General features: G+C 39.4%; 25 protein-coding genes and 4 tRNA genes. 16 read left to right on the forward strand and 13 right to left on the reverse strand.

Features of this window, described 5'->3' with window-relative positions:
• Positions 1 to 54: 54 nt before the first annotated feature.
• The gene (locus tag N475_RS08825) at positions 55 to 2,274 is read right to left on the reverse strand and encodes an amidohydrolase (RefSeq protein WP_063365068.1); all 2,220 of its coding nucleotides are present in this window, start codon (positions 2,272 to 2,274) and stop codon (positions 55 to 57) included.
• 218 nt (positions 2,275 to 2,492) lie between these two features.
• Between N475_RS08825 and N475_RS08830 the strand changes: the two genes are divergently transcribed.
• Complete coding sequence (locus tag N475_RS08830) at positions 2,493 to 2,729, forward strand: hypothetical protein (RefSeq protein WP_063365069.1); 237 nt, start codon at positions 2,493 to 2,495, stop codon at positions 2,727 to 2,729.
• Positions 2,699 to 3,064, forward strand: a complete 366-nt coding sequence (locus N475_RS08835) for a hypothetical protein (protein WP_063365070.1) — start codon at positions 2,699 to 2,701, stop codon at positions 3,062 to 3,064. The genes N475_RS08830 and N475_RS08835 overlap by 31 nt, the downstream gene beginning before the upstream one ends.
• Before the next feature lie 90 nt (positions 3,065 to 3,154).
• Here the strand turns inward: N475_RS08835 and N475_RS08840 are convergent.
• From N475_RS08840 to N475_RS08865, 6 genes are all read right to left on the reverse strand, one after another.
• Positions 3,155 to 3,231, reverse strand: a tRNA-Val gene (locus tag N475_RS08840).
• Positions 3,232 to 3,247: 16 nt separating this feature from the next.
• Positions 3,248 to 3,324 (reverse strand) — tRNA-Val (locus N475_RS08845).
• 31 nt (positions 3,325 to 3,355) lie between these two features.
• Positions 3,356 to 3,432: transfer RNA gene (locus N475_RS08850), tRNA-Val, on the reverse strand.
• Between the two features lie 29 nt (positions 3,433 to 3,461).
• Positions 3,462 to 3,538 (reverse strand) — tRNA-Val (locus N475_RS08855).
• Positions 3,539 to 3,640: 102 nt separating this feature from the next.
• A complete protein-coding gene (locus N475_RS08860) occupies positions 3,641 to 4,624 on the reverse strand; it encodes a DUF3080 family protein (RefSeq protein ID WP_063357178.1) in 984 nt (327 codons plus the stop codon).
• Positions 4,596 to 5,954 carry an MATE family efflux transporter gene (locus N475_RS08865; protein ID WP_063357177.1) on the reverse strand — a complete coding sequence of 453 codons (1,359 nt, stop codon included), beginning with the start codon at positions 5,952 to 5,954 and terminating at the stop codon, positions 4,596 to 4,598. Before N475_RS08865 ends, N475_RS08860 begins: the two co-directional genes overlap by 29 nt.
• A 137-nt stretch (positions 5,955 to 6,091) precedes the next feature.
• Here N475_RS08865 and N475_RS08870 point away from each other — a divergent pair, with 137 nt between their 5' ends.
• Positions 6,092 to 6,733 (forward strand): riboflavin synthase, encoded by a 642-nt coding sequence (locus N475_RS08870; protein ID WP_063357176.1) that lies wholly within the window; start codon positions 6,092 to 6,094, stop codon positions 6,731 to 6,733.
• Here the strand turns inward: N475_RS08870 and N475_RS08875 are convergent.
• Both N475_RS08875 and N475_RS08880 read right to left on the reverse strand, forming a co-directional pair.
• Positions 6,730 to 6,933: a CPXCG motif-containing cysteine-rich protein gene (locus N475_RS08875; RefSeq protein WP_063357175.1), complete on the reverse strand. Its 204-nt coding sequence runs from the start codon at positions 6,931 to 6,933 to the stop codon at positions 6,730 to 6,732. The genes N475_RS08870 and N475_RS08875 overlap by 4 nt on opposite strands.
• Positions 6,934 to 7,010: 77 nt before the next feature.
• A complete protein-coding gene (locus tag N475_RS08880; RefSeq protein ID WP_063357174.1) occupies positions 7,011 to 7,865 on the reverse strand; it encodes a fructosamine kinase family protein in 855 nt (284 codons plus the stop codon).
• 129 nt (positions 7,866 to 7,994) lie between these two features.
• Between N475_RS08880 and N475_RS08885 the strand changes: the two genes are divergently transcribed.
• Positions 7,995 to 8,687, forward strand: a complete 693-nt coding sequence (locus tag N475_RS08885) for a hypothetical protein (protein ID WP_063357173.1) — start codon at positions 7,995 to 7,997, stop codon at positions 8,685 to 8,687.
• 65 nt (positions 8,688 to 8,752) lie between these two features.
• On the opposite strand, the gene N475_RS08890 is transcribed toward N475_RS08885, so the two are convergent.
• Positions 8,753 to 9,106 carry a DUF3718 domain-containing protein gene (locus N475_RS08890; RefSeq protein WP_063357172.1) on the reverse strand — a complete coding sequence of 118 codons (354 nt, stop codon included), beginning with the start codon at positions 9,104 to 9,106 and terminating at the stop codon, positions 8,753 to 8,755.
• Positions 9,107 to 9,562: 456 nt separating this feature from the next.
• Between N475_RS08890 and N475_RS08895 the strand changes: the two genes are divergently transcribed.
• Complete coding sequence (locus N475_RS08895; protein ID WP_063357171.1) at positions 9,563 to 10,948, forward strand: amidohydrolase; 1,386 nt, start codon at positions 9,563 to 9,565, stop codon at positions 10,946 to 10,948.
• Positions 10,949 to 10,958: 10 nt separating this feature from the next.
• Positions 10,959 to 12,200, forward strand: a complete 1,242-nt coding sequence (locus N475_RS08900) for an amidohydrolase family protein (protein ID WP_063357170.1) — start codon at positions 10,959 to 10,961, stop codon at positions 12,198 to 12,200.
• Positions 12,201 to 12,376: 176 nt separating this feature from the next.
• Here N475_RS08900 and N475_RS08905 read toward each other — a convergent pair whose 3' ends face one another.
• Positions 12,377 to 13,183, reverse strand: coding sequence for a hypothetical protein (locus N475_RS08905; protein ID WP_063357169.1), 807 nt, complete (start codon positions 13,181 to 13,183; stop codon positions 12,377 to 12,379).
• Positions 13,184 to 14,008: 825 nt separating this feature from the next.
• Between N475_RS08905 and N475_RS08910 the strand changes: the two genes are divergently transcribed.
• Complete coding sequence (locus tag N475_RS08910; RefSeq protein WP_155732556.1) at positions 14,009 to 14,713, forward strand: hypothetical protein; 705 nt, start codon at positions 14,009 to 14,011, stop codon at positions 14,711 to 14,713.
• Between the two features lie 44 nt (positions 14,714 to 14,757).
• Entirely contained in the window at positions 14,758 to 15,471 is a 714-nt protein-coding gene (locus N475_RS08915) for an alpha/beta fold hydrolase (protein WP_063365072.1), read from the forward strand.
• 9 nt (positions 15,472 to 15,480) lie between these two features.
• Here N475_RS08915 and N475_RS08920 read toward each other — a convergent pair whose 3' ends face one another.
• Positions 15,481 to 16,653 carry a beta-propeller fold lactonase family protein gene (locus tag N475_RS08920; RefSeq protein WP_063365073.1) on the reverse strand — a complete coding sequence of 391 codons (1,173 nt, stop codon included), beginning with the start codon at positions 16,651 to 16,653 and terminating at the stop codon, positions 15,481 to 15,483.
• Between the two features lie 370 nt (positions 16,654 to 17,023).
• Here N475_RS08920 and N475_RS08925 point away from each other — a divergent pair, with 370 nt between their 5' ends.
• The 4 genes from N475_RS08925 (at position 17,024) to N475_RS08940 (ending at position 19,558) form a co-directional block, all read left to right on the forward strand.
• Positions 17,024 to 17,485 (forward strand): pyridoxamine 5'-phosphate oxidase family protein, encoded by a 462-nt coding sequence (locus N475_RS08925; RefSeq protein ID WP_063365074.1) that lies wholly within the window; start codon positions 17,024 to 17,026, stop codon positions 17,483 to 17,485.
• A 530-nt stretch (positions 17,486 to 18,015) separates the two neighbouring features.
• On the forward strand, positions 18,016 to 18,471 hold the full coding sequence (locus N475_RS08930) for a hypothetical protein (protein WP_063357164.1): 456 nt from the start codon (positions 18,016 to 18,018) through the stop codon (positions 18,469 to 18,471).
• Between the two features lie 215 nt (positions 18,472 to 18,686).
• Entirely contained in the window at positions 18,687 to 19,100 is a 414-nt protein-coding gene (locus tag N475_RS08935; RefSeq protein WP_063365075.1) for a GNAT family N-acetyltransferase, read from the forward strand.
• 65 nt (positions 19,101 to 19,165) lie between these two features.
• A complete protein-coding gene (locus tag N475_RS08940; protein WP_063365076.1) occupies positions 19,166 to 19,558 on the forward strand; it encodes a hypothetical protein in 393 nt (130 codons plus the stop codon).
• Positions 19,559 to 19,641: 83 nt separating this feature from the next.
• Here the strand turns inward: N475_RS08940 and N475_RS08945 are convergent, their stop codons facing one another.
• Positions 19,642 to 20,538: a LysR family transcriptional regulator gene (locus tag N475_RS08945; RefSeq protein ID WP_063357161.1), complete on the reverse strand. Its 897-nt coding sequence runs from the start codon at positions 20,536 to 20,538 to the stop codon at positions 19,642 to 19,644.
• A 217-nt stretch (positions 20,539 to 20,755) separates the two neighbouring features.
• Here N475_RS08945 and hutH point away from each other — a divergent pair, with 217 nt between their 5' ends.
• The 4 genes from hutH (at position 20,756) to N475_RS08960 (ending at position 25,770) form a co-directional block, all read left to right on the forward strand.
• Entirely contained in the window at positions 20,756 to 22,255 is a 1,500-nt protein-coding gene (gene hutH, locus N475_RS08950; RefSeq protein WP_063357159.1) for a histidine ammonia-lyase, read from the forward strand.
• Between the two features lie 11 nt (positions 22,256 to 22,266).
• On the forward strand, positions 22,267 to 24,267 hold the full coding sequence (gene hutU / locus N475_RS08955) for a urocanate hydratase (protein WP_063357158.1): 2,001 nt from the start codon (positions 22,267 to 22,269) through the stop codon (positions 24,265 to 24,267).
• A 483-nt stretch (positions 24,268 to 24,750) separates the two neighbouring features.
• Positions 24,751 to 24,921, forward strand: coding sequence for a hypothetical protein (locus tag N475_RS25425; protein ID WP_155730895.1), 171 nt, complete (start codon positions 24,751 to 24,753; stop codon positions 24,919 to 24,921).
• Between the two features lie 234 nt (positions 24,922 to 25,155).
• Complete coding sequence (locus tag N475_RS08960) at positions 25,156 to 25,770, forward strand: HAD family hydrolase (protein ID WP_063357157.1); 615 nt, start codon at positions 25,156 to 25,158, stop codon at positions 25,768 to 25,770.
• The last annotated feature ends 285 nt before the right edge of the window (positions 25,771 to 26,055 follow it).

Consider the following 26,055-nt stretch of genomic DNA (forward strand, 5'->3'; position numbering starts at 1 on the left):
GTTGCCTGAAAAGTAGCCTCGTTGATCACTGGCTACTTTCTCAAATTTGATAACTTAATTTAGATTGGCGATGTATTTCGCACCGACGTTGGTTTCAAACGTACAATTTGGCGTGTTTAGCACTTCATCTTTGTTGTCAGCTTTGTACCATTTGACTTTTTTACCATTTAAAAATGTACATGAAACTTGTATGTTGTGAATGTCAGTATTCTTAACGGCATTAGCGTCCATTGGGTTTTCAGCTAAAACCACAAAATCAGCTAGTTTTCCTACTTCAATCGAGCCCACTTTATCCGCAATATTGTGTTGCATGGCTGGGTTTATGGTGACGGCCATCAAGGCTTGGTAACGAGATAAACTTTCACTTTTATTTAATGGAATTCCATTTCCGTTCAAATGAGGGTATTTCCAAGTTCTTCTTGTAATAGCTTGTTCCATAAACCACAGTGGGTAGAGCGGAGTTATAGACATATCGCTGTGCAATGATAGTGGGATCCCTTTTTCCCATTCAGTATGCGTTGGATTAATATGTTTAGCGCGCTTGTCGCCAAGTTCATTTTTAAACGAATCACCCCAGTATGCGACGTGGCCAATTAGGTGGCTGGAAGATAGGTTGGGCACATTACCATTACGATTTTGTTCAATTAAATCAGGAATATGTACTGGACTGTCACTTGTTCCATTAACGGTTGAATGGATCAGCACGCTTGGTAACTGTTTATAATTGCTATGCTTCACGGCAAGTGTATTGAATGTCTCAATTGAGTTTTGAATAGCTTGGTTGCCATTTGCATGTATATGAATATACCAATTATCTTTAGCGAATTTACTCAGGTTTTTAACCATTTGATCCTTGGTGTAGTTTGCGTGCCCATTTTTAGCCGTTTCACAAAGCCCTGTATCAGAATATGATTCGGATAAACTAGCGCTGCACCCCTGAGTTGAACCATCAGACCAAAGCTTGATCCCCTCAGCAGAGAATAAACCTTTATATTGGGCATTATCAAAAGGTACTTTTTGATGGCAGTTTTTATTCATATCTGTATCAGGGCTACACAAATTGCCATCCCAAGTATACAGCGTTCTCAATCTTGTCGGCATGTCAGGAGACATAGCCATGTTTTGATAACTCTTAATCATCTCATAGCTAGAACCTCCTCCCTCGGTGAAGGTTGTGACTCCTTGTTGAGAAGCAATGTTTAGCACATGGAGCATGTCGCTTTCTTGTTCTGATGGAGTTTTAATTTTATCAATCAGCGTGTTAAGTAGGGGGTAAAAGGCTGATTCTTCGTTTAACAAGCCGGAGAATACCCAGTAATCGTTATTACCTTCTTCATATTCCGCAATTTGCCAATCACCATCTGGAAAGCCAAATTGAAATTTAGCCAAATTCTGTGATTCGACCATTTCTACTTTAGTACCACCGCAAAGGATCTGTTTTCCTTGGTTTTGAGTAATAAAATCCACTTGCTCTTTACTTGGCTGCATACCCGTCTTGTTCTCAAATTGTTGAGGTGTAATATCAAATTTGGTGCCACAAATTCCCGCAGTTTTAAATGCTTGCTGATTTACATAGGCGAGATGGCCGGATTGATCCAAAATAAAGACAGGATTCGTTTTCAAAGGTTTTACTTGTTCGATGTATTTGGCTGGGTAGGCTAAGAATTCAGCATTTTCTGTTAGGTCAGTGTCTGTATTGAATTGCATTCGAGATGGATCCAGCCCGTTGCCAATGTACCATGGTGCAACGTTACTTTGGTTTCCTTGGTAAGCTAAAGCATTCAATGCATCTTCAAGGTAAAGTAAGCATGGCTTGGTCTTACCATCAATTTCATTTTCTTTGAAAAGCACACCATAGCCTTTTTCATATATGGATTGGTACTTATCAGGAAGGCAGGGCATTAAATCCGCGAACTGTGCACCTGCAACTGTGATTTGTAAATGAGCATGGGGTTCAATGAAACCAGGTAATAATGTCTGACCGTTCAAATCAAAGTAGTCGATTTGACTACCTTGAGGGATACTGTTAACGACTTCTGTTGTTTTTCCAATGGCTTCGATTTTATTGTTCTTTACCAGTACTGAGTAATCTTTTCCATAGATATGCTTTGGGTTCTTTGAAAGCATACCGTCTTGCATTGTTATTATCGTTCCCCCATTAATAACTAGGTACTTTTGAGTGTCGTTGTGGGTAGTTTGCCGGTCGTTGTAACTACTACATGCTGACAGCATGAGTGCCGCCATAACCAGAGGTAACTTTAATGTGTAGTTCATGATGAACTCCTTTCATAATTAATTCGTTGATTGTGGGCTTTTAACATCCTAGAGGAGTGGGGACAAAAGGGTATTACAGACTATTACGTCTCAATTTCGGGGCTTAAAATTTAAGAGCTGGGGTTTCATTTTTTATAAGTAGCCTTAGTCAAAAATCAAAATTAAGAACACTTGACTCAGAATTAGACATAGATGAGTTATGCAAAGGAAACAAGATAATGCGTAAAATTGAAGATTTTTTATATGAATATGAAGGGTTTTGGAAAAACTCTGCTGGACAATGCCGTATACGAATCTTTATCGATAATAATGATAGGCACATTGGTATTTGTACAGCTTTACCCGAAAATACAGGGACGTCGACAACAAATAGGATCGAGCATATTTATACTGATATTAAAAAAACCGCTTCTTTGTTGAACAAATGGATGCTCAACTCGCCAAAAGCTCAGTAATATCCGCCGTTGAGACGTTTATTGCCGATAATAAAACAAGCAAAGCATGGGCAATAGCAGGCGCTTTGGTACTCAAGGGATTAAAGTACTACTTAAAATTAAATACAGGGAAAGAGCAAGATGAAAAAGTCGAACGAGAAAATCAGCTAATTTGGGTAGATCATTGGCCTAAAGGTATTGGCGATAAACACTTTGAACATGAGTTCGCCGTAGTGCGCTTTTCTGAGAATACAACACCTGTCTGGTATCATATGAATGAAGCAAATTTCGAAGAATACACAGGCATTGATATAAGGTTATTGGAACCCTTGGAGTTGGTTGGAAAAAATGATTAAAAAAATGTCATTGGGCTTAATTCACAAGCGTTTTTATTATGGGAAATTCAGTGTAGATGATAAATAGAGAAAGTAGGGGTTATGCATTTATGGTACAACCGAGTGGATTCGAACCACCGACCCCTACCATGTCAAGGTAGTGCTCTAACCAACTGAGCTACGGTTGTATAAAGATAAAATGTTTGGTACGACCGAGTGGATTCGAACCACCGACCCCCACCATGTCAAGGTGGTGCTCTAACCAACTGAGCTACGGTCGTATAAAAATTTAATAATTTAACAAGATTAGATTGGTACGACCGAGTGGATTCGAACCACCGACCCCTACCATGTCAAGGTAGTGCTCTAACCAACTGAGCTACGGTCGTATTATATTTGTAATCTAATATTGTTAAATTGGTACGACCGAGTGGATTCGAACCACCGACCCCCACCATGTCAAGGTGGTGCTCTAACCAACTGAGCTACGGTCGTACTAATACACAGTGTTTCTGTGCAACGGCGGCTAATATATAGTGCTCTGAACTTAGGATCAAGTATCTTTGCTAAATTTTTGTTTGTCTGAGTTTTTTTTGATCACAATGGTTTTACTTTGCACACTTTGTAGAACCTTTGCCACCAAAATACATGTTGTTTCGCAGATTGTTTTAGTTCTTTAAGTAAGGGGCTTATGGGGTTTGGGTATGTATCTGATCCAAACGTTTGTGAAAAGGTTTTAAAATACGGCTCGATTGAGTGTAGACGTTGAGTCAACTTTGATTGATAAGCCTGAACATCTTGAATGTAGTACTTTTGGAATACGTTATTTAGGACCTTAGCTTTATTCTTATTTTTCCCTTCAGGACACACTGTGTTCTCTAGAGAAAACTGATTCAACCATTTAGTGCTGCTCCTATTCCACGCTATCTGTTTTTTGGTGCTGGTCAATAGAGATTGAACGTAGTGATTGTTGTTGAGCTTTTCCAGTGCGGTGGTCAGGCTTTGTTCTTCTATTAGATGTGGGGAGTTCAAGCTATTGGTGAGCTTGGAAAGTGTCGAAAGCGCTTCCTGAGCTTTGATCTCTGTGTTACTTGTGTCGTAAGTAATCTCATTAAAGGTCAAAGAAAGGAACTGCGTTAGCTCTTTCTCGTTGGTAAATACATGTGCCAGAGTGGCTGGAAGGTCCGCCTTTTTTTGTGCATGCGCTTTGGTTAGTATTTCTCGTACATCTGAGTCTGTGTCTTTGTGTTTAATGCACTCTTGCGCATACCTTACAAAGTTTACGTTGTATTTAAACACCTCACTGGGTTTCGCTAGTTTTCCTAACTGATTGTTGTGGCTTGCTATATGTGTTGCAACACGGCAATGACCAAGCTTTGCTAAATCAATGACTGATATCTTGTATTTGGATGCAGGTAGGGGAGATATAGGTAGCTTGTTGAATGTGGGCTTTGTTATATCGGGCGCATCAGTTTCCAAAACGTTTGCCAGACGTTGGCTATACTCTTTGTTCAAATCACTGGGGGCAGGTGTGCACCCCAGTGAAAATATACTAAGCGCTACTAGTAGCTTGCATTTCAACGAGCTTTCTCCTAACGAAGTAAATAAGTAATATGGCAGCGACTGACAATCCAACGATAATGCCTACCCAAAAGCCAGTGGGTCCCATTGCTGGAACAATTAAATCTGTTTTTGCTAATACGTAACCCAAAGTAAAGCCGATTATCCAATAGGAGAAAAATGTCACTCCGGTGATTGGTTTAGTGTACCTTAAACCTCTTAACACACCATTTGCTGCAACTTGCAGCGCATCGGGTAGTTGATATACACAAGCAAGTACAATAATACTCGAGGCAAGCAATGCTACTTCTTTTTCTTGAGTGTATAGCCAACTAATGTCATCTCTCACAATGTAGGTAGCAAGTGCAACAAATGCTGCAATAACTATAGCTAGCATAAAGCTAGTAAACGTACTATTAACTAGTTTCGGTACGTCATTTTGACCACTGATATTGCCTATTCGAATACCAATTGCCATTGATAAACTCAAAGGTAGCATAAATAGAATCATTGTAACGCTAGCCGCAACTTGGTGCCCTGAAACAGCAACAGCGCCTAGATCAGCAATAAATAAAGGAATACAAGCAAACAAAGTCACTTCAAAAAAAGTAGCGAACGAAATGGGTAAGCCTAATTTAAAAATTTGTAGCAATGTTTCTTTATGTGGTCTCATAAAGTCACTTAATAACCACTTTCCATTTATTGTTTTGCTTTTGAGGCTGTAGCAAATTTGAGTGATTGCCATAGTCCAAATAACAATACTAGTAGCAACACCGCAGCCCGCGCCTCCAAGTGCCGGCATACCTAGCTTGCCGTAGATAAAAATGTAGTTGGCAACGACATTAATGCACAGACCTAATACGCCGATGTAAAATGCCACTTTGGTATTGCCCATACCTTCAGTTACATTTCGGTATACTGAGAACACCAAAAATGCAACGAGCCCATATTTTACATAATCAATGTAATCTTGTGCGAGTTGCGCAATATGCGGCTCTGTACCAATACTTGCGAATAGGCCTGGCGTAAAATAACTCGCGACAAACCCCAAACTGGACAGAGCCACCGCGAGGTATAAGCCTTGCTGAAAAAAGCGTTTTATACTGCTTTGATCTTTAGCACCATAACTATGCGCAACGAGGCTAGTGATTGCCAGTAGAATTGATTGCAAAGAAAACATTAGCGGGTTCATCACGCCAGTGGCAATGGATAGAGCGGCTAAATCACTTGGGCTTACTTGTCCCGCCATCATGGTGTCGACAACAGACATTAGTACCAATGTCACTTGAGCAAGGAAAACTGGCGTTGCCAGTCGCACAAGTCTTTTGGCTTCCCAAAGTTCGAACTTCATAAAAAACTCGGTAATTCTGAAAAAATGTATTCTATTGAAGTTTTAGCTTTTTATCTATGAAATAACTTGTTTCATATTGTTTCAGGCAGGAATTGGTTAGGGTAAACTAGGCGCATAATTTTATTCTCGGAAAAAACATGTTTACTGGTATTGTTCAAACTCAAGCGTCAGTGGTTGGTACTCTTTTAAATGAAGGCGTGATGCGCTTGGTTTTGTCTGTGGGTAATGAGTACCTGCAGCAATTAACTATTGGAGCGAGTATCGCAGTAAATGGCTGTTGTTTGACGGTAGTACAGTTCGAAACGAGTCGCTCAGATGTAGTAGGCCAAGTTAGTTTTGATGTTATTGATGAATCACTTAAGCTCACTAACCTTGGCAACCTTAAATGTGGTGACAAAGTTAATTTTGAAAGATCAGTCACCTTTGGTACTGAACTTGGTGGACATATCGTTTCTGGCCATATTCATGATATGGCGACTGTTGACCAAATTGTAAGAACAGCTGAAAACGTTAAAATTAAGCTGGTACTCGCCAAAGATTGGTCAAAATATGTATTTTACAAAGGGTTTATATCGGTAAACGGTGCCAGCTTAACAGTAGGGCAAGTAGACGAAGACGGTTTTTGGTTACACTTAATTCCAGAAACCCTATCAATCACCAATATTGGCCGCACGAAAATGGGCGATAAGCTCAATATTGAAGTCGACCAGCAAACTTACACAATCGTAAATACTGTCGAACACTATTTAAGAAAAAACACGCTAAATCGCATCGATTAAAATATTTGTTCGTCGTCGCTGTCGATTCTCAATTCCAATTTATTGATGGCTTCGTCAATATGCATGTTAAGGTGAATCGGGTTGCAACAAGCCGCGCAATCTTCATAGTAATCTTGATCGCCTTCACTGGTATCTAAATCCACAAAGATGTGATGACCACAGTGAGGGCAGCTAATGCGTTGGTGATACAGCTGTTTCATGGTTTTTCTCCAACAACCGCTCTGTCATTCCTTTCTCTATTATAGCATTAATTGCAATTATTACCGCTGAGTGACAGCTATTTTAACAGTGCTTCGATTTGCTTCTGAGATTGGAGTATATAGTCGCCTGCAAACAGGTTAGCGTGGCATAATAGCGTATAGAGTTGGTAGATAGGTTTACGTTGCTGATAGCTAGGCTCTAAAGGGTAGGTATCAGTGTAGCCTGTGTAAAACGCATCTGGTAGAGCAGCAAACAACTCACTATTGGCTATATCTACCTCTCTATCTCCATAGTAACAAGCCGGGGAATATACACAGGGCTTTTTGTTGGCAAAAGCAATGTTTCCACGCCAAAAATAACCGTGTAATAGAGAAGGTTGAAGAGGATGATTGAGTAAAGGCTTTAGCTGTTCAACAAATTGATCAATATCGACGAGCGCAATGTTCTTTTCCTGCAGGAGCTGTAATTGCCATGCTATTCGCTCTTCGGCGAAAAATACGGACCACTTTTTGTGCCATTGATTTGGTTGAGCTAATCCTAATAAGTAGTTGTCTTGTTCAAGACCAAACATTTCTTGTTCATGGCGAGTGTGCATCTTCGCAAGTGTTTTTCCGCAGTCATACCAGTTTTCTTGATCTGGTTGTGTATGCAGCCATTCAAATACGATAAAACAGTACTCAAGGCTCGAACCTATGGTAATGGGGTCGGCAACTAAAAAGTCACTGTCTCTGATCAATAATGTGTGATTTTGTGCTTCGCATTCGTAGCGCTCAAGGGCGCTCACATGATCTACTTTGACAAGAAAACTGTGTTTGTCATTTTCGATTTTGAAGGTTTTGGATTTAGAATTGCAGGGTAGTTGGGTTTTTCGAGTAAATTCAAAATGGTCATGAATTGCATCACTGATGTATTGATTTACAAGATTCCACATAGTCTGTCCAACTGTGCCAAAGCGCTTACTCCTAACTATGGACGATTTTAGCTATAACACAAATACTTGAGTGCAAATTTAAATCTAATAGAATAGCAGCAGTTTTTAAATTGTATTGGAATTACCACATTGAATAAAAGTGTAGTTACAAACTTATTAGCTGTGGCTGTTGTGCTTGGCGGATGGTTAGGTGAAAACGACTTAGTGTTGACGATGGGGATGTTTGCTTTGTCGGGTGCGGTCACTAACTGGCTTGCTGTACATATGTTGTTTGAAAAAGTACCTGGGTTATATGGTTCGGGTGTCATCACAATCAAGTTTAAAGAGTTTAAAGTCGCCATTAAGGAACTGATTTTAGATGAATTTTTCAATCAGGATAAGTTGCAAAGCTTTGCTTCAAAAAATCAAATTGATTTAGATTTAAACCCAGTTATTGAGCAAGCTGATCTATCAATTGCTTTCAACAAATTAGTACAAGTGATTGAAGGCTCGCAGTTTGGAGCAATGCTTGCAATGGTAGGCGGTAAAGAAGCTATAGAACCAATGCGTGATACATTCACTGACAAAATGAAAGAAGCTCTCAAAGAGATCAGTGAAGAGCCTGAATTTAAAGAGAAAGTATCTGGCGTTTTGACTAATGGTCAATCACTTGACTCAATCAGGGGAGCAATTGAGCATGCAGTAGATGAACGTTTGAATGAATTGACTCCAGTGATGGTAAAAAACATTGTTCAAAATATGATTCATACTCATTTAGGCTGGTTAGTCGTGTGGGGCGGCGTATTTGGTGGTCTGTTTGGTTTAATCGCTAGTTTCTTATAACAAAATTGTGCGCATTTTCAGTTAGAATAATGCGCACTTTTCTGTTTTGTGTCTAATAACATTCATTATTTAGAACCCGATAAAACAACCGTAGCAGGCGCTTTTTGAGTGGTTAAGTCTTTGATGGATGTTTTAGTGTCCAATTCAATGTTCATAAACTTGGCGTTGCGAGTGAGGCTATAAGTTTCGGCAAATTCCTCTAAATCCATATCGTTACAGTGTAGTTTATTTGCAATATTCTTTTTCAGAGATTGTTTTCCTCGCAATTCTTCCAGCATGATATGTGGTCGGTTAGACGCAAAGGCCATACACAGATTTGTTGCAATACTATCGTCAGCGGCGACAAATTCAACAGCTTGAGTTTGGTGAGCAGTAGATGCAAGTCCAACTAGTGCAACAGCAGTCAATAAAGCTTTCATTTTAGTTCTCCAAATTTTGGTGTTTTGTGCGACTCCCCCTCAGTATTGGCGCTTTATGAAAAAAATGCTGTAATTGAAAATTGTGGGAATGTAAGGATTTGTGTATTCGTTACGTACAGGTTGTAACCAATTAATATTTAAAAGAAATATGAATGGCAATTATGACTGACAGGGGAAAATAAATTTCATGTTTTTTTTGATTAGCAAATAATCAACGTATTGTTTTAACGGTTTTACCATCTTTTCATTTATTCATTAAAACCTATTTCAAAAGTGTGTCTGAGTATGTGAAAGTATGTCTAAAATTTCAGCATTGGCTTTGTATATTGTGTTCTTTTCTTAAACAATGTTGAGAATTTTCAGTTATTCATCATAATTTATTGCATTTTGAGGTTTTTATATCGAAAATTTTGTGAATTTTAGCTACAGTCACATAAAAACTACAGAGAGAAAAAAATGCAAATATTTAAACCCTCTGTGATCGTGCTTGCTCTAAGCACAGCTCTTATTGGGTGTCAGCAAGACTCTGGCCCTCAAAAAGATAAAGTCACAATCGAGAAAAACCCATATCCAAGTACTTATAAGCCTCACTCTACTTCAAGTACATTAATCACAAACGCCACGGTGCTGACAGGCACTGGTGAACGTATTAACGATGCCGATGTATATATTGTTGATGGCAAAATTAGCCAAGTTGGCAAAGACCTGTCTGTTTCAGCTGATACAACAATCGACGCTGCAGGTAAGTGGGTCACGCCAGGTATCATTGACAACCACTCTCATTTAGGTGCGTACCCGAACCCTGGTGTAGAATCACACCAAGACGGCAATGAAATGATTAACCCTAATACTGCTCAGGTTTGGGTTGAGCACTCAGTATGGCCACAGGATCCTGGCTTCAACCGCGCTCGAGAAGGTGGTATTACGTCACTTCAAATTTTGCCGGGCTCTGCCAATTTATTTGGTGGTCGTGCTGTTACATTGAAAAATGTGCCTTCAGATACAATGCAAGGTATGAAGTTTCCAAGTGCACCATATGGTCTAAAAATGGCGTGTGGTGAAAACCCGAAACGTGTATATGGCGGTCAGGGCGTTGCACCTAAAACGCGTATGGGTAACATGGCCGGGTACCGCGAGGCGTGGATTGAAGCCACTGAATATAAACGCGCTTGGGAACAATACGAGGCTGAATATGCAGCGGGTCTAAATCCAGATGCACCGCATCGTGACATTAAGTTAGACACATTACGTGGTGTGCTGGATGGTGAAATTTTAATCCATAACCACTGTTATAAAGCTGAAGAAATGGCGATGATGATCGACCTTTCTAAAGAGTTTGATTACCATGCTGGTACATTCCACCATGGCGTCGAGGCATACAAGATTGCTGATCTATTAGGTGAAAACGGTAACTGTGCTGCACTTTGGCCTGATTGGTGGGGCTTTAAAATGGAAGCGTATGACATGTCACTAGAAAATGTGGCGATTGTTGACGCTGCGAAAAACTCTTGCGCAGTTATCCACTCTGATTCTGATACAACGATTCAACGCTTAAACCATGAAGCTGCAAAAGTAATGTATTCTGCGAATGAAGCTGGCTTTGATATCAAAGAAGAACATGCGATCAAATGGATCACTTACAATGCGGCCAAGTCGCTGGGTGTAGAGGAGCTAACTGGTTCGCTTTCTGCAGGTAAGCAAGCTGACGTAGTAATTTGGGACCAAAGCCCATTTAGTGTGTACTCAAAAGCAGAGAAAGTATTTATCGATGGTGCTAAAGTCTATGATCGCCAAGACAGTAAATACCAAGCTGTTAGTGATTTTATGTTAGGCCAGCGCTAGGAGAGTGACAATGAACAAGTTTAAATTATCTATACTAACTGGTGCATTGCTTGGCTCTTCAGCAGCATTCGCTCAAATTACTGCAATTACTAACGTGACAGTTCATACACATACAGATCAAGGTGTATTGGAAAATGCTACAGTGGTAATGGAAGGCGGCAAGATCAAGTCGATTAACCCTCAATCTTTTGAGGCGGATGTGACTATCGATGCAAATGGTAAAGTAATGACGCCAGGATTGATTGGTTCCATGAACCACCTTGGTCTTGTTGAAGTAGGTGCCGTATCACGTTCAGTTGATGCTTATGATAAATCAGGTATCGAATTCGATCCTAGCTCAGCTTTTAACCCTCGCTCAAGCTTGATCCCTTATGCGAGAAAGGGTGGTGTGACGCAAAATATTAGCGTGCCATCTCTGCCTTGGGGTGAAAGTGGTGTGTTTATGGGACTTGCATTTGTCGCTGATTTATCAGGTGAGTTCGGCAGTGTTACAGATCGCAAAACAGCACTAATTGTTGACTTGGGCGCCGCAAGCGGTGACGCATCTCGAGCAGCTGCTTTGCAGTCTTTTACAAAGAAACTAGCTGAGCAAGAAAAGAAGCTAAAATCAAAGAAAGACAAGAAGAAAGATGCTGATCCGTCATCAGAAGAGAAGTTACTAACGCAAGTTCTTAAAGGAGAACTACCAGTAGTAGCTTACGCGTCTAGAGCTTCTCAGCTTCTTGAGTTACTGGCATTGAAAGAAAAATTCGGCCTGAACTTGATTATCAGTGGTGCAGATGATGCGGTACTTGTAAAAGAGCAGCTGGCAAAAGCTGAAGTACCTGTGATTGTTAGTGCGATTTCAAACTTGCCTACAGGTTTTGATGCACTGCATGCGCATCTTGGCAATGCTGGTGAGCTAGAGAAAGCTGGCGTGAAAGTGATATTAAATGTATCAGGTGACGGTAGCCACAATGTTTACCAAATGCGCTTTGATGCTGGTATTGCAGTCGCAAATGGTATGACACATGACGGTGCATTAAAAGCGATGACAGTAAATGTTGCTGATGCTTTTGGTATTGAAGGTGGTAAAATTGCAAAAGGAGAACGTGCCGACGTTGTTCTTTGGACTGCTGATCCGTTCGAGTTTAGTACTCGCATCGATAAAATATGGATTAACGGTGAACAAGTAACGACTGAATCTCGTCATGATAAACTGCGCGAGCGTTACACGACTGACTCGAATATGCCCAGAGCCTATACGAAATAGTTCAGTGCAGTAACTGTAATGGAAAAGGCACCAATACTGGTGCCTTTTTTGTATTCTATGTTATTTAGTAAGTGAGCTTAAATCGCACTTTTTACTCAATAAGCTAGAACAAGCGAGTAACTGGGCAAAAGAGACTCGTACAATATGAGAAGTGCAACTTCTCAGTTTTCGGTTAATTACTTATAAGTTGTGTGGTCAACTTCTAAGGTTATGTCATTTTCACCATAGACAACCCAAACTTGAGTGCGTTGAACTTGGCCAACAGGGCTATGGCATGTGACTACTTGTCTAAATGCAGGTCCAGTGAAGTTATAAACTTCATTTTCTAATGCGAAATGATTAGTGTGGAACAGTGGTGTACTGTCGTAACCATTAAATACACGAGAAGTAAAACCTTCATTCATTGTTGATGTGCAATAAGTGTCTTCATTTTTGTTGTTTATATGAAGTGAAGAGGTATAGCTAACTTGCTCATACCAACCTCGACCACCACAGTGAGAACTTGCGCCTGTGCAATCCGGCATTTTGTATTCTCCAACGCCAGTAAGGTTTGTGTCCCAAGTTATGGTCGGAAGGCCAGAAAACTTATGATAGACTTTGTACTGATCACCCGCTAGGTTTTGACAGTTTAACGCTAATACGCGATTGCGCTGCAGCTGTTCATCGCTAAATGTGCCGTTGAAGTAAACAGTATCAACCATGCTCGCGCCTGGGCCTGCTGTGCCAATATTTACGGTACCATACTGCTGTCCTGTAATTTCGTCATAAATATAACCACTGCTACATTCTGAGCCACCTTCTCTAAAGTAAACCCAAGCGTTAAAAGTACGCGCATTGAATGAATCCGTTACAATACGCTCTACAGCGCCATTAGTATAAACAGACGTTCTGTTGTAACCGTCTAAATCATTAACAACGATTTGCGCATGAGCTGATGTCGCTAGCAAGCCAGTTGTTAGTGCGGCGAGTAGTTTAAGTTTCATTGGTAACTCCTTTGATAACATTTTTTGGGAAATATTCCCTTGTTGTTGTGCTAAAGCACATAGTTTTTATTGAATTCTGTTGATGAATAAATTCATATATCGAGTTCGATTTAACTTCTTACATTGAGTTAATTCGTACTAATAGCTAAATAAACCAATCAGTATAAAATGTAGTAAATTTGATTAGCTTGTCTTTATCCTCTTTATAAAGTGGATAACTGCTTTTTAAGCTAACCAGTAAAAACCCTCATGTAAACCCCAATTAAGAGCGTTGATTTTATTATTGTTTTTCAAATTGCAAAGGCGTTTTTAACTTTTGAGGGAAGTAATTTATTTCAAAGTATTTGAATATTATATTTTAATAATCGCGTTATTATTTGTTATGAATGATTTTTAATTTCGTATAGTGTTGTTTTAGGTGTTTTGATTAGTAATTTCTTTTGGTTGTGTGAGGCGATTTGCTTTTGAAAAGAGTCATCGATTTTTAGAATGTTGTTCTATGTTTAATCAAACGAAAAAGTAATTATTTTATCGAACCTAGATTTAAGCACAAGAACCCCCTTTATTGATGTAAAAAACGAATTAATAAAGATTGAAATTTCGATATGTTTTTTTGATCTGAGTCTAAGTGATGCTAACTTAGCTTGAAGAAGGCGCTTTAAAAAAACTTTGAGATTTGCTAAAAAAGAGTGGGCTTTCTAATGGCAAGTCGCAATGTCAGCGTCCCTACAAATGGGCGCTTTAACTTGTACAAACACATGGTTACTTTAGTGAGGCCATAAGACCCATTGAATTGACGTACACATTTACTTAGAGGAGCATATTTTGGCAATAGATTTACTATTATTGTGTTATCTACTGAGCATAGTAGTCTCCTTTTTAATAACAACATCTCATATAATGATTCAACAAGGTCTCACAATTAAAACTGCAGTTGAGTTTGCAATTTATTGGATGCTTATTTTAGGGCCTTTAGGTCTGATAATAGGTGATAATGAGGGGGTGCTACCAATTATAGTTCCAGATTATATATTGGTATTTATTAGTGCATCACCTTTATTGCTCGGGCCGTTATGTATGGGGTATATTTTATCGGTTTCACGCAAAGTAATGTACTTTAAACGTTTACTTATGCACTTTACTCCCTTTGTTACTGCGCTTGTTTTATTGGCCGCGAATAGAGTAAATACGCTTTACGACTATACCCCAATGCCTTTAATTGCAATTTTCTACTTTCAGTTTTGGCTTTATAAGCATTGTAGTACCCAATTCTCACCGACAAAAATTTTTAGTGTGGACAGCGGTTCTTTGTTAAACCCTACTTTACTGCTTATGTTACATACAATGTTTACTGTAAACATTTCACTTTGGTCTATCAAAAACATGTATAGTAATTATTTAATTCAGATACTTGCAGACTTGTGTGCATATGCTCTTCTTATCTCCTTTGTGATTTTGAGTCGGAGTTATGTCAACACTTTGGTAACCCGTATTGAGTCTGCCAAAAATACCTTTAATACTGTTAAATAATATATAGCTGATCTATTCATTGTCTTAATCATAGGGAGCGTGTAATGGAGCGAAAACGGATATACGTAATTGCAGGCACAATGTGCAACCATAAGCTTTGGGGGGCTGCAAAATCGACATTGAGCGTAAAAGTAGAGCTTATTCATCTAAAAATTCCAAATAATTGCTCATTTGATGAAATCTGTAGACTCCTCAATGAGTCAATCACTGAAGAGAGAGTTAATTTGTTGGGGTTTTCGTTAGGTGGGTATATTGCTGGCTATTTTAGCACCTTGTATCCAAATAAGGTAAGTAGATTATTTATTATCTCAAATAGCCCCACGAAGTTATCAGAAAATGAACTAAAGCAAAGAAACCAAACGCTCGCCTTTATCAAAAACTTTGGGTACGGTGGGTTGAGTGCTAGCAGAGCAAGGTTGTTATTAGACGCTAATAATGTGAATCAAAAAAATATAGATTTACTTCAAGAGATGGATCGTGATCTAGGTGGTGAAGAGTTTATAAGCCTATACACGCATACTTCAGAGCGACATTGTTTAAAGGCAAGATTACTCTCTATGAAAATTCCGCTGTTTTTTTGGTATAGCGAAAGTGACGTACTTGTGAACACCGACTGGTTTGACGATGTTTTTGAAAGCCTCCCGAACTGCGAAATCTGTATCACACCGGGCAGCGGTCATATGTTACCAATAGAGCAGGAGGCTGAATTTGTTCGCTTGTTGTTGAATTGGGTGAGTCGGCCTGTCAATAACATTTGACTTTAAATATCATTCAACTATTTCTAAAATTAATAGCTGGTTGTTCTTCCCGGTGCCAACCATTAAATGTTTACCATCATCAGTTGTTTTTAACACAGACACGTTTTCTATCGCAATCCCCCCGATTGACTTGATATGTCGCTGGTACGTAATTTGATCGGTCTCTTTTGATTTATTAAATATCAAAATCCCTTTGTCAGCTTCTCCACTGATAAACAATAAGCTTTCGTCTAATGACATTGCAATACAGCATGCTCCATTTAATCCACCAGAAGGGAGTTGATCATTTAAAATGCTTTGGTGGTGGAGGTACTGACCATCTGCATCTTGTTTATAAATAATAAGCGATTTACTTTTGGCTGCTGCAACAAATAAGTACTCGCCATTGCGAGACACTGAGAGTTTTTGTGGATTAAGTAGTGTCGGATGTGAGAGTGTTTGCTTTAAAACGAAATGATGGTCAGATGTTCTATTTAAAATAAAGATTTGGTTGCTCTCGAACCCAGCTACAAAAATAGTGTTACTGTCCGCAGTCTGCTCTATAGAAGTGGGGTGTCCCCAATCATGATTTGGTAGCAACTTTGTTTTGAACGACGCCACTCCCTTTGGAGCAAGGCTGAAAACAGAAACAGTATTGCTTTGGTAGCTAGCCGTCAATAAATACTGTCCATCATTAGTAATGACTGAACTCCAAGCCCCTAATAAGCCAAGGGAGTCTTGTGTTTTTATAGAATCGAATGACTTGAAAACAAGGTTGTGATTTATGTTATCTGAAAGAGTTGTCGTTGGTAAAAGCTGTGCTTCGTCTTTATAAGAAAACGAGGTAAGTGCGCCGCTATAAAACGATGTGGTATAAGCGCTATGATGTCTTTTTGAGTAACTTACACTTGATGCGCCTTTTAACCTCAGTTCTGGGAAGTTTTTATCAGAAAAGCTTTGAGAGAGTGATAATTTAAAATCTTCATCTGCGCTAAAAACAGTCAGAGCATCATCATCCCCGCTAACTACCAACACCATGCCTCGTTTTTGGGCAATCGCTATGTCCCTTGGGTTCGAAATTCCACTTACGCCACGGAGGTTATTTTGCAAAACTTGCTTTAACCTGAGAGCACTATTTGATGCTTCAACATTGGCAGAAAATACCCAAGGCCACAAAATCAAGAAATAGAGGTATTTAGTCACGTTATATTACACTTTTTTGTTTTGTAAATTATCACTTCTAAATTCGTAATAGAAGCCACTTTGGGCGTATTTGCAAAATAGACACTAGCTATCTTATTAAAAGGCTTACTTTGTACGAGGTTTAAAGGTATGTCAGTTAAAAATAACGAAAACTCAAGGCATAAACGTCGCTCGTAAATCAGCGGTAAAGTATAAAAGAGCACAGTAATTAGAGTGGTTCGAAAAAGGCCAGTAGTTGATTGAATGACTATTTAAGGTTAAGAGCAAGGCGTGACCTTATGAAAAATACTAATACAAACTAATTCAAGGTAGCTAGCTTCTCGGCAATGAATTAGATTGAACTTAATGAGTTATGGGGAGAGCCTCGGATATGGATTTAAAAAGCTATGTAAATAAAAGTGTGCTGTGTTGGTTAGCGACAGTAGGTGAAGATTTAGTGCCCAATGTTTCTCCTAAAGAAGTCTTCACCTTAATTAGTGAAGATATCTTATTGATTGCAAATATTGCATCTCCAATTAGCGAAGGTAACATTCTAGTAAATTCTAATGTGTGTGTATCGCTGGTGGATGTTTTTGAGCAGAGAGGGTTTAAAGTCAAAGGTACTGCCGACGTGATAGACATTGAGTCTGATCTTGGCCAAAGATATCTAAAGGCAATTAGAGATATTGCAGATGAAAGTTACCCTGTAAAAAACATATTTGAGATCCGTATCGAGTCAAAAGCCAAGATAGTAGCACCCAGTTATTTCTTGTTTCCAGATACCACAACGGACAGTCAAATTAAAAATGCATTAAAGACTTATCAAGTTTCTGACTATTTACATAAACGTTAATTGGACTCGAAATAGCGACATGGATAGTGTGATGAAAGAGGGCGCAGGTGCAGCTTGGCGTATTATCACAAAAGTTCATATATCATCACAAAAAATCACCGCTTAATTCTAAATACTTTAGAATGACAGCTTGGAATAAAGGTTTTAAATTTAAATATCTATTTGAATTAATTATTTGTCATTGCAGAGGTGGCCTTTTAGCAAAATCATAGCATAGAAAATTTTCTAACAGATTTGGTTACCACATCGCTTTTTAAAACTCTGAACTAAAATTAGCTACATTGTAAATTGTTGTACTTTTGTAACTGGTTTAGCTTTATAAAATGACAATCATCATAAACTTTTGTATTTAATTCAGTAATTACAGTTTGCTAATTTAACCATGTTGGTAATTGTATTGTGATTTTCGCAGTAAATTTTGTTTTTTCATTTGTTTTTTCGTTTATTTTTTGAAAGTTGACGGGTACTTAAAAAGCTGCAAGCTTAATTGAGGTTTTTAATAAGTAACAATAATCAAAAAGGAAATTAATATGAAAACTTATTCAATACTTGCTGCTATTGGACTTAGTATTGCAAGCATATCAAGCCAAGCTGCGGTTGTGGAATGTGTAATTAGTGGTACGCCAACCCCTCAGGAATGGTCAGCCAATTTTTGTTCTAGCCCAACTGTTTCACCGGTATCTTCAGTGGTATTTAGGCTGAATGCTAGCAAACCAATTGCTGAAGTGACTTGGTCTTACTACGGCAGTTCTGGTCGTTGGGACTGTAACAATGGGCAATACTGTAGATTTACCAACAGTAGCCGGCAACCAAGTGGAAATGCAGAAGCATGTGCGCGTCGTGTACTATACACTGATGGCACTTGGGAGAGCTTAAATTCATGCGCTTACGGTACATATTGGTATGGAAATGGTCCAATCTTAAAACAATTTGATATAGAAGTGTCTGAAGAGTCACTTTCCTCTAGTGCAAGTCACCTTAACTAATTAATTAAAGGCGAGAGTGGTTCTGCGATTGGCGAACCGCTTTCGTTGTTTACTGCGCTCCCCCTTTATAGATTAGCCTAAGAACGTTGGATTTCTGTAGGCACTGCTTTATTGAATTTTTTACGACACTTTTCCCTAGCTAATAAGATAATTTAATAACTGTTTATACATACAGTATTTGTGTATCATACATTAACGTTTGTAAGGAGAGTCGTATGACACACAAAATTGAAAACTTAGTTCCAACACCCCAAGAGTATTGTGAAATGCGCTTAAAAGCGGGGTTATCAGGCAAGTCGCTAGAAGCTGCTCAAATTGGCCTAAAAAACTCCTTGTACGGTGTAAGTATACGAAATGAAAACAACGAATTAATTGCCATGGGAAGAGTAGTGGGAGATGGTGCCTGCAATTTTGAAATAGTCGATGTTGCGGTGGACCCTGCTTTTCAAGGAGCTGGATTGGGACGAAAAGTAATGGAGTCTATCGATAATTATTTAGAGTCGGCTGTATTTGAAGGTTCTTATGTATCAATGATTGCAGATGAACCTGTATTTTATGAGAAACTTGGTTATAGGTTAGTTGCACCGAAAAGCCAAGGGATGACTAAAAAATTTAAAGTACTGAAGTAAGTCAATAGGCGAGTTTAATGAGCACTTAAGCAGTTATTGAATTGGCTAAGGTAGTAAGGGGAAATATGAGATTCTTGCCAGAAGAGTTTATGGGTTATAACGTAGAGCCAACTGATATTAAACAATTTACTGAACTTTGTTATATGTTAGGGCGTTTGGGACAAGTACAAATCAAAACTATTCAAGGCTATGAATATCCAAAAAATTACTACAGCGCTACTTTTATAGGAAAGGGAAGTAGTTGCAGCATTTTCATGAATTGCTACAGCCCACTCGTAGCATTTGGAGTGATCAGAGAACGTGGTATTTTATTTGAACAAAATGCCACATTAGAGTCACTGATAGCTCATCACTATCCGTACATTAAGGTATTAACACCTAAAGAACTAGCGGTAGGCATACAGCCGTCGCACTTATCAGCATTCTCTCCCAAAGGTCGCGCGGCAATCGAATATTGATTGCCGTTAACTATGGGAGGCGCATTGTTTTCTTGGTTTTTTGACTAATCTCAATAGATTGTTTAAATGGATTAAGTTTGTAGTCAGGCGTAATGGCTCCGTTTTAATTCTTCAATAATCGCTTCGGCTAGGGGAGAGGTGGTACTGTTTTTTGCGGTAATTAAAACCACTGGAATTTTATAAGAATATTTATTTGGTAAAATAGCCTTAAACAAGCCCTTATCAACCCAGTAGCTGGCATAATGCTGGGGTAAATATCCGATGAATTCGCCAGACAAAATTAAGTGTGCGATCCCCTCGTCATGATAAGCTATAGCGCTATTTTGATAGTTTAATCCATCGTTTCGCGTCTCTCTATCACGCATATAGTTACTGGTAACTACTTCAGCTTTTTTGAGTAATTTAATAACGTCGGAATTTTTACAGTCAAATAACGGGTGCCCTTTGGCGCAATATAAAAAGTTGGTTTCATCATGCAGTGGATAGTAGTCCAGTCCTCTCAAGTGATGGCGACTTACACCAAGTCCAACCAGAGACCGGCCATTTATAACTGACGTTTCGACTTCCCTGGCTTCACATACATTTACTTCAAATTGAATGTTACCCCCCTTGGCCTTTAGCCTAGAGATAGCACGTGCCACTCCACAGCGAGGGTCACTTACCATGGTATCAATAGTCGCAATAGTTACACGACCGGAGAGTTCATTTTTAGAGCTTGCGACTGTAGTTGCAAAAGCTTCACACTGTTGAAGCAGTTCCAGTGACGCTTGATAAGTTACACGACCTGGTTCGGTTAATTCAAAGCCACCTCTACCACGTTTACACAACTTAATACCCAACCTCACTTCGAGATCAGATAGATGTGAGCTAATTGTTGAGCGGCCAATATTGAGCCGTGATTCAGCTGCTGAAAGTCCACCACATTCAACAATGGCCACAAAAATTCTAAGCAACCTTAAATCAACGTCATGAACTTGCATTAGTCCTCTCTTTTTATAATGAGTTACGAATTTAAAAGCAGGCTACTGAGCATCATTTGTCCAACTTTCGTTTGATTCCAAAACGTCAAACTTTAAAGTTTGATAATTCCGGAATGAATTACGATTATTATGCATTTATAAAACATCTTGCACAAGCTAACATTGCGCCATCAAAGCACGTAGTTGCTCATAAAACACAAATATTTAGGAGAAAAAGATGACGTTTAGATATGGTGTTGATCGTCTGAACCTTGATATTGTAAACGGCATTGCCGATGGCAGTATTAAAGCGGAACTTTGTCAAGAAGCATTAGATAAAATTAATAAGAGCCGTCAACGTGTAGACAAGATGGCAGCATCTGATAAAGCAGTATATGGTATTAATACCGGTTTTGGTCCGTTGTGTGATACGCAAGTTTCCCCTGAAGAAACTAAGTTACTGCAAAAAAATCTACTTATAACGCATGCCGTTGGTGTTGGTAATCCAATCGCCAAGTCTATTTCTAAACTGATGCTTATCACTAAAGTCCATGCACTGAGCCAAGGTTTTTCGGGTATCCGCTTGGCTGTAGTTGAGCGCATGCTTAAGTTTATTGAACTAGATATTATTCCAGTCGTTCCAGAGCAGGGGTCGGTTGGTGCATCGGGTGATTTAGCGCCTCTTTCTCATTTATTTTTACCACTATTAGGTGAGGGTGAGTTTTGGGTAGGTGAGGAAATCCAACCTGCAGCTAAAGTACTTGCTGACAACAACCTTGAAGCAATGGACCTTGATTCAAAAGAAGGCCTTGCACTGATTAATGGTACTCAGTTTATTTTATCTCATGCCATAACCGGCCTGACTAAAATGCGCTACTTGCTTGATCTAGCAGATGTTGCTGGTGCTATGAGTATTGAGGGGATGCAAGGTAGTGAGCAGCCATTCCGTGAAGAGCTTCATGCTATTCGCGCGTTTGAAGGAAATATTGCTGTCGCAAAGCGTATGCGCCTTCTTTTCAAAGATTCTCAAAACATGGCTGATCACGAAGAGTGTGACCGTGTACAAGACCCATACTCTCTAAGGTGTATTCCACAAGTTCATGGTGCATCTCGTAACGCATACAACCACTTAAAAGAACTTGCTGAAACTGAAATGAACTCAGTAACAGACAACCCAATTGTGATCAGTGAAGAAGAAGCCATTTCGGGTGGTAGTTTCCACGGTCAGCCTTTGGCGATGGTGCTTGATTACGCATCGATAGCAGCCGCAGAGCTTGGTAACATTTCAGATCGCCGTTGTTACTTACTACTTGAAGGTTTGCACGGTTTACCTCGACTACTAACAACATCAGGTGGTCTTAACTCGGGCATGATGATCCCGCAGTATACAACCGCTGCGTTGGTTACTGAAAACAAATCACTTTGCTTCCCTCCATCAGCGGACAGTGTACCAACGTCGATGGGCCAAGAAGATCATGTTTCAATGGGTAGTATTTCAGGCCGTAAATTCAATCAAATCTTGGGTAACCTTGAAAAAATATTCGCGATTGAATTGATGTACGCAGCTCAAGCAGTTGATTTTAGAAGGCCAAATTCTTGTTCAGAGATTATTGAACAGAATCACGCCTTGATCCGTACAAAGGTCGCGAAACTTGAAGAAGACAGACTACTTAAGCCAGATATCGATGCGATGGTTGAGTTTGTTAAGTCACAAGCATTTACGGTTACAGTGAACTAAGGAAATCCGACATGAATTTTCAAGAAATAATAAAGCAGGGCATCCCTAGCGAATTACCTGAAGCAAAGCCTTATCCGGCAGGCGCAAATCGCGCGCCAAAGCGTAAAGATATCCTAAGTGCTGACGAAAAGCAGTTAGCAATCAGAAATGCCTTACGTTACTTCCCAAAAGAGTGGCATAACGAGTTAGCGGCTGAGTTTGCGAAAGAATTAAAAGACTTCGGTCGTATTTATATGTACCGTTTTAAGCCTAACTACGAACTTAAAGCGCGCTCAATTTCGGATTACCCAGCTAAATGCGAACAAGCTGCAGCAATCATGTTAATGATTGACAATAATCTAGACCCTGCAGTAGCACAACACCCTGAAGAATTAATCACTTATGGTGGTAATGGTGCGGTTTTCCAAAACTGGGCACAATACCTACTTGCTATGAAATACTTAAGTGAGATGGAAGAAGACCAAACGCTTCACATGTATTCTGGCCACCCAATGGGGTTATTCCCATCTTCGAAAGACGCTCCTCGTGTTGTTGTTACAAATGGTATGATGATCCCGAACTATTCTCAGCCAGACGATTGGGAAAAGTTCAACGCACTTGGTGTAACTCAATATGGTCAAATGACTGCTGGTTCTTTCATGTACATTGGTCCTCAGGGCATTGTACATGGCACGACAATTACCGTTATGAACGCATTCCGCAAAGTGCTAGAGAAAGGCGAAAGTCCAAAAGGTAAGATCTTCTTAACTGCGGGCCTTGGTGGTATGAGTGGTGCTCAACCTAAAGCCGGTAATATTGCTAACTGTATTACCGTATGTGCTGAAGTAAATCCAAAAGCAGCAATTAAACGCCATGAGCAGGGCTGGGTCGATGAGCTAGTAGACAACATGCCTGATCTTGTTGCGCGTGTTAAAAAAGCACAAGCTGGAGAAGAAGTCGTTTCAATCGCATTTATTGGTAACGTGGTTGATGTATGGGAATCTTTCCTAGCAGAAGATATCTTCATCCATTTAGGCTCTGACCAAACATCATTACACAATCCTTGGTCAGGTGGTTATTACCCAGTTGATATTAGCTACGAAGAGTCAAACCGACTGATCCGTGAAGAGCCAGAAGTATTCAAAGAAAAAGTACAAGCAACGCTTAAGCGTCATGCTGACGCTGTAAATAAGCACACAGCCAAAGGTACGTATTTCTTTGATTATGGAAATGCATTCTTGCTAGAGTCATCACGCGCTGGTGGCGATGTTATGGCAGAAAATGGTATCGACTTTAAATATCCTTCATATGTACAAGATATCCTTGGCCCGATGTGTTTTGACTATGGCTTTGGTCCATTCCGCTGGGTTTGTACATCTGGTAAGCCTGACGATCTAGACAAAACAGATGCAATTGCCGCAAAAGTTCTTGAAGAAATCATGGCAGAATCACCTGAAGAAATTCAGCAGCAAATGCAAGATAACATTACTTGGATCAACGATGCGAAGCAAAACAAGCTAGTTGTTGGTTCACAAGCACGTATTTTATATGCAGATGCAGAAGGCCGCATGAAAATTGCGAAAGCTTTCAATGATGCGATTGAGCGCGGTGAGATTGGTCCTGTAGTGCTAGGTCGTGACCACCATGATGTAAGTGGTACGGACTCACCGTTCAGAGAAACGTCAAACATTTACGATGGCAGTCGCTTCACGGCGGATATGGCTATTCATAACGTAATTGGTGATAGCTTCCGTGGCGCTACTTGGGTTTCAATCCACAATGGTGGCGGTGTTGGTTGGGGTGAAGTAATTAACGGTGGCTTTGGTATGTTGCTTGATGGTTCAAGTGATGCTGAGCGTCGTCTCAAGTCAATGTTATTATTTGATGTGAACAATGGTATTGCACGCCGTAGTTGGGCGCGCAACGAAGAAGCTAATTTCGCAATCAAACGTGAAATGGAGAGAACACCTAAGTTAAAAGTAACATTGGCTAACAATGTTGATGATGCACTTTTAAAAGGCCTATCTCTATAAGTCATTGCAAAAAAGCTGGGCATAAATAATGCTCAGCTTTTCCCTCTTGTCATTAGATCACCCCTTTGTAATATAAAATCGAGAGCAAACCTTATTCAATATTAATGAATAGGGTGATGACATTCCAAATTGGTTTGCTGCCCTCAAATAGGCTACTAGCCAGCTAAGTAACCTTCCAACCAAACTTTTGATATCGAAATAACTAAAAAAAATTCCCTGTTGCACTTTCAATAACGTTTGTTTTATTGCAAGAGCTTATGCCGATGTTGAGCTAAAACTGACGAAATAAGATATATGAATGTTAAAACTGTTCAAAATGAAAACATTTATAATATATTTAATGCTAAATAACTAAATTATACTGACTGTTTAATTCTCAAACATTGCTTGATTTAAATAAATATTTCAGTAAAAAGATCTTGAGTGAATATAAAAACCTGGTAAAGTTGCCTTGTTGAATGTAACTAACCAAAGGAAATTAAGATGTTACTTAAACTTAGTAAAAAGAAAGTGAAAAACCTAAGCACTTCAAATAAGTCGCTTAACTTACAGCAAACTCCACAAGTAGGTGGTGGTCAAGGCCTAGACTCTTTAGGTTGTCTACCCACTGTTAAGTGTCCTGTTTCTTGGCAGTGTTACTCGGACGACTGCTAAAATATCAACACTACTAACAGTCCTTAACCCTTGTTGTTGTAGGCCTTAATTGGCCTACTATCGTATATGCTCCTTGCCTGAACTTAGCTTTGTCTACAAAGAACCACCTAGAAAATCCAAACTAATTTGAAGCGTAAATACTCGCATTCATACTTATTTCTTGTGGCAGGATTATGGTATGTAAAGTAGTATCGATGAGTACCTCAGTAAGCCAATTATTCAAAAGGAATTTAAATGGAAACAGTGATTAAAAATGTTGTATTTGATATAGGGAATGTTGTGGTTCGCTGGTCCCCAGAAGACATTATATGCATGACATTTGGTAAGACACGCCTTCACTCTGAATTAGTCGAGAGCGTATTTCACTCTGAAATTTGGCTAGATTTAAACAAAGGCTTGACGACAGAGGCAGAAACAAAACTTAGGTACCAAAAGGCGCTTGATTTGAGCCAAGATGATTGCGAGCGCTTGTTCCATTACATTAAGCATTCTTTAATACCAGTCTATAACTCCGTAGCTTTGATCGAACGAGTTAAAAAAGCAGGCTATAAAGTTTACGCGCTAACCGATAATGTCCATGAAATAGTCGATTTTTTGAAATCAACTTACCAATTTTGGCCTTTATTTGAAGGCACAATTGTATCGGCCGATCTTGGAGTATTGAAGCCACAGCCTGCCATATATGATGCGTTATTAACTCAATTTAGCCTAACCGCAAGCGAAACCGTATTTATAGATGATATGGCCCCAAATGTTGCAGGTGCTAAAGCGATGGGCATTGAAGCGATTCAATTTACAGATGCTAAGCAATGTGAAAGTGCGCTTAAAACTTTTGGGCTTAAATTTTAGCCAGATAACGAGCGATAAATAGTGCATGCTAGTTACCCTGTTTTTAGGCACTGTCAAAACTGGGGCACTATTTTTGTTTCCTTTTATTAAGGTGTTGATTTAAAACAGGATTTCTTTGATGACACGTTGCTATTACTGATTTTACCTGTTTCATGGGTTTTTGTTTGGCATTCTCTACAATAGTCCGCTCCGTATGCTAAGTGTAGCAAGTGCAAAAGAAAGGTTTATTGGCTGGTTAGTAAATCTAAACAAAGCAATAAATCATAGGCTTGTAGCTGTTTTATT

Origin of the sequence: Pseudoalteromonas luteoviolacea DSM 6061, assembly GCF_001625655.1 — a bacterium.
In the GTDB taxonomy this organism is placed as follows: domain Bacteria; phylum Pseudomonadota; class Gammaproteobacteria; order Enterobacterales; family Alteromonadaceae; genus Pseudoalteromonas; species Pseudoalteromonas luteoviolacea.

Bases quoted from the DNA above. Each gene is read 5' to 3' on its own strand.
- N475_RS08825 (WP_063365068.1), bottom strand. From the start codon at position 2,274: ATGAACTACACATTAAAGTTACCTCTGGTTATGGCGGCACTCATGCTG.
- N475_RS08830 (WP_063365069.1), top strand. From the start codon at position 2,493: ATGCGTAAAATTGAAGATTTTTTATATGAATATGAAGGGTTTTGGAAA.
- N475_RS08835 (WP_063365070.1), top strand. From the start codon at position 2,699: ATGGATGCTCAACTCGCCAAAAGCTCAGTAATATCCGCCGTTGAGACG.
- N475_RS08865 (WP_063357177.1), bottom strand. From the start codon at position 5,954: ATGAAGTTCGAACTTTGGGAAGCCAAAAGACTTGTGCGACTGGCAACG.
- N475_RS08870 (WP_063357176.1), top strand. From the start codon at position 6,092: ATGTTTACTGGTATTGTTCAAACTCAAGCGTCAGTGGTTGGTACTCTT.
- N475_RS08875 (WP_063357175.1), bottom strand. From the start codon at position 6,933: ATGAAACAGCTGTATCACCAACGCATTAGCTGCCCTCACTGTGGTCAT.
- N475_RS08880 (WP_063357174.1), bottom strand. From the start codon at position 7,865: ATGTGGAATCTTGTAAATCAATACATCAGTGATGCAATTCATGACCAT.
- N475_RS08890 (WP_063357172.1), bottom strand. From the start codon at position 9,106: ATGAAAGCTTTATTGACTGCTGTTGCACTAGTTGGACTTGCATCTACT.
- N475_RS08895 (WP_063357171.1), top strand. From the start codon at position 9,563: ATGCAAATATTTAAACCCTCTGTGATCGTGCTTGCTCTAAGCACAGCT.
- N475_RS08900 (WP_063357170.1), top strand. From the start codon at position 10,959: ATGAACAAGTTTAAATTATCTATACTAACTGGTGCATTGCTTGGCTCT.
- N475_RS08905 (WP_063357169.1), bottom strand. From the start codon at position 13,183: ATGAAACTTAAACTACTCGCCGCACTAACAACTGGCTTGCTAGCGACA.
- N475_RS08915 (WP_063365072.1), top strand. From the start codon at position 14,758: ATGGAGCGAAAACGGATATACGTAATTGCAGGCACAATGTGCAACCAT.
- N475_RS08925 (WP_063365074.1), top strand. From the start codon at position 17,024: ATGGATTTAAAAAGCTATGTAAATAAAAGTGTGCTGTGTTGGTTAGCG.
- N475_RS08930 (WP_063357164.1), top strand. From the start codon at position 18,016: ATGAAAACTTATTCAATACTTGCTGCTATTGGACTTAGTATTGCAAGC.
- N475_RS08935 (WP_063365075.1), top strand. From the start codon at position 18,687: ATGACACACAAAATTGAAAACTTAGTTCCAACACCCCAAGAGTATTGT.
- N475_RS08940 (WP_063365076.1), top strand. From the start codon at position 19,166: ATGAGATTCTTGCCAGAAGAGTTTATGGGTTATAACGTAGAGCCAACT.
- N475_RS08945 (WP_063357161.1), bottom strand. From the start codon at position 20,538: ATGCAAGTTCATGACGTTGATTTAAGGTTGCTTAGAATTTTTGTGGCC.
- hutH (WP_063357159.1), top strand. From the start codon at position 20,756: ATGACGTTTAGATATGGTGTTGATCGTCTGAACCTTGATATTGTAAAC.
- hutU (WP_063357158.1), top strand. From the start codon at position 22,267: ATGAATTTTCAAGAAATAATAAAGCAGGGCATCCCTAGCGAATTACCT.
- N475_RS25425 (WP_155730895.1), top strand. From the start codon at position 24,751: ATGTTACTTAAACTTAGTAAAAAGAAAGTGAAAAACCTAAGCACTTCA.
- N475_RS08960 (WP_063357157.1), top strand. From the start codon at position 25,156: ATGGAAACAGTGATTAAAAATGTTGTATTTGATATAGGGAATGTTGTG.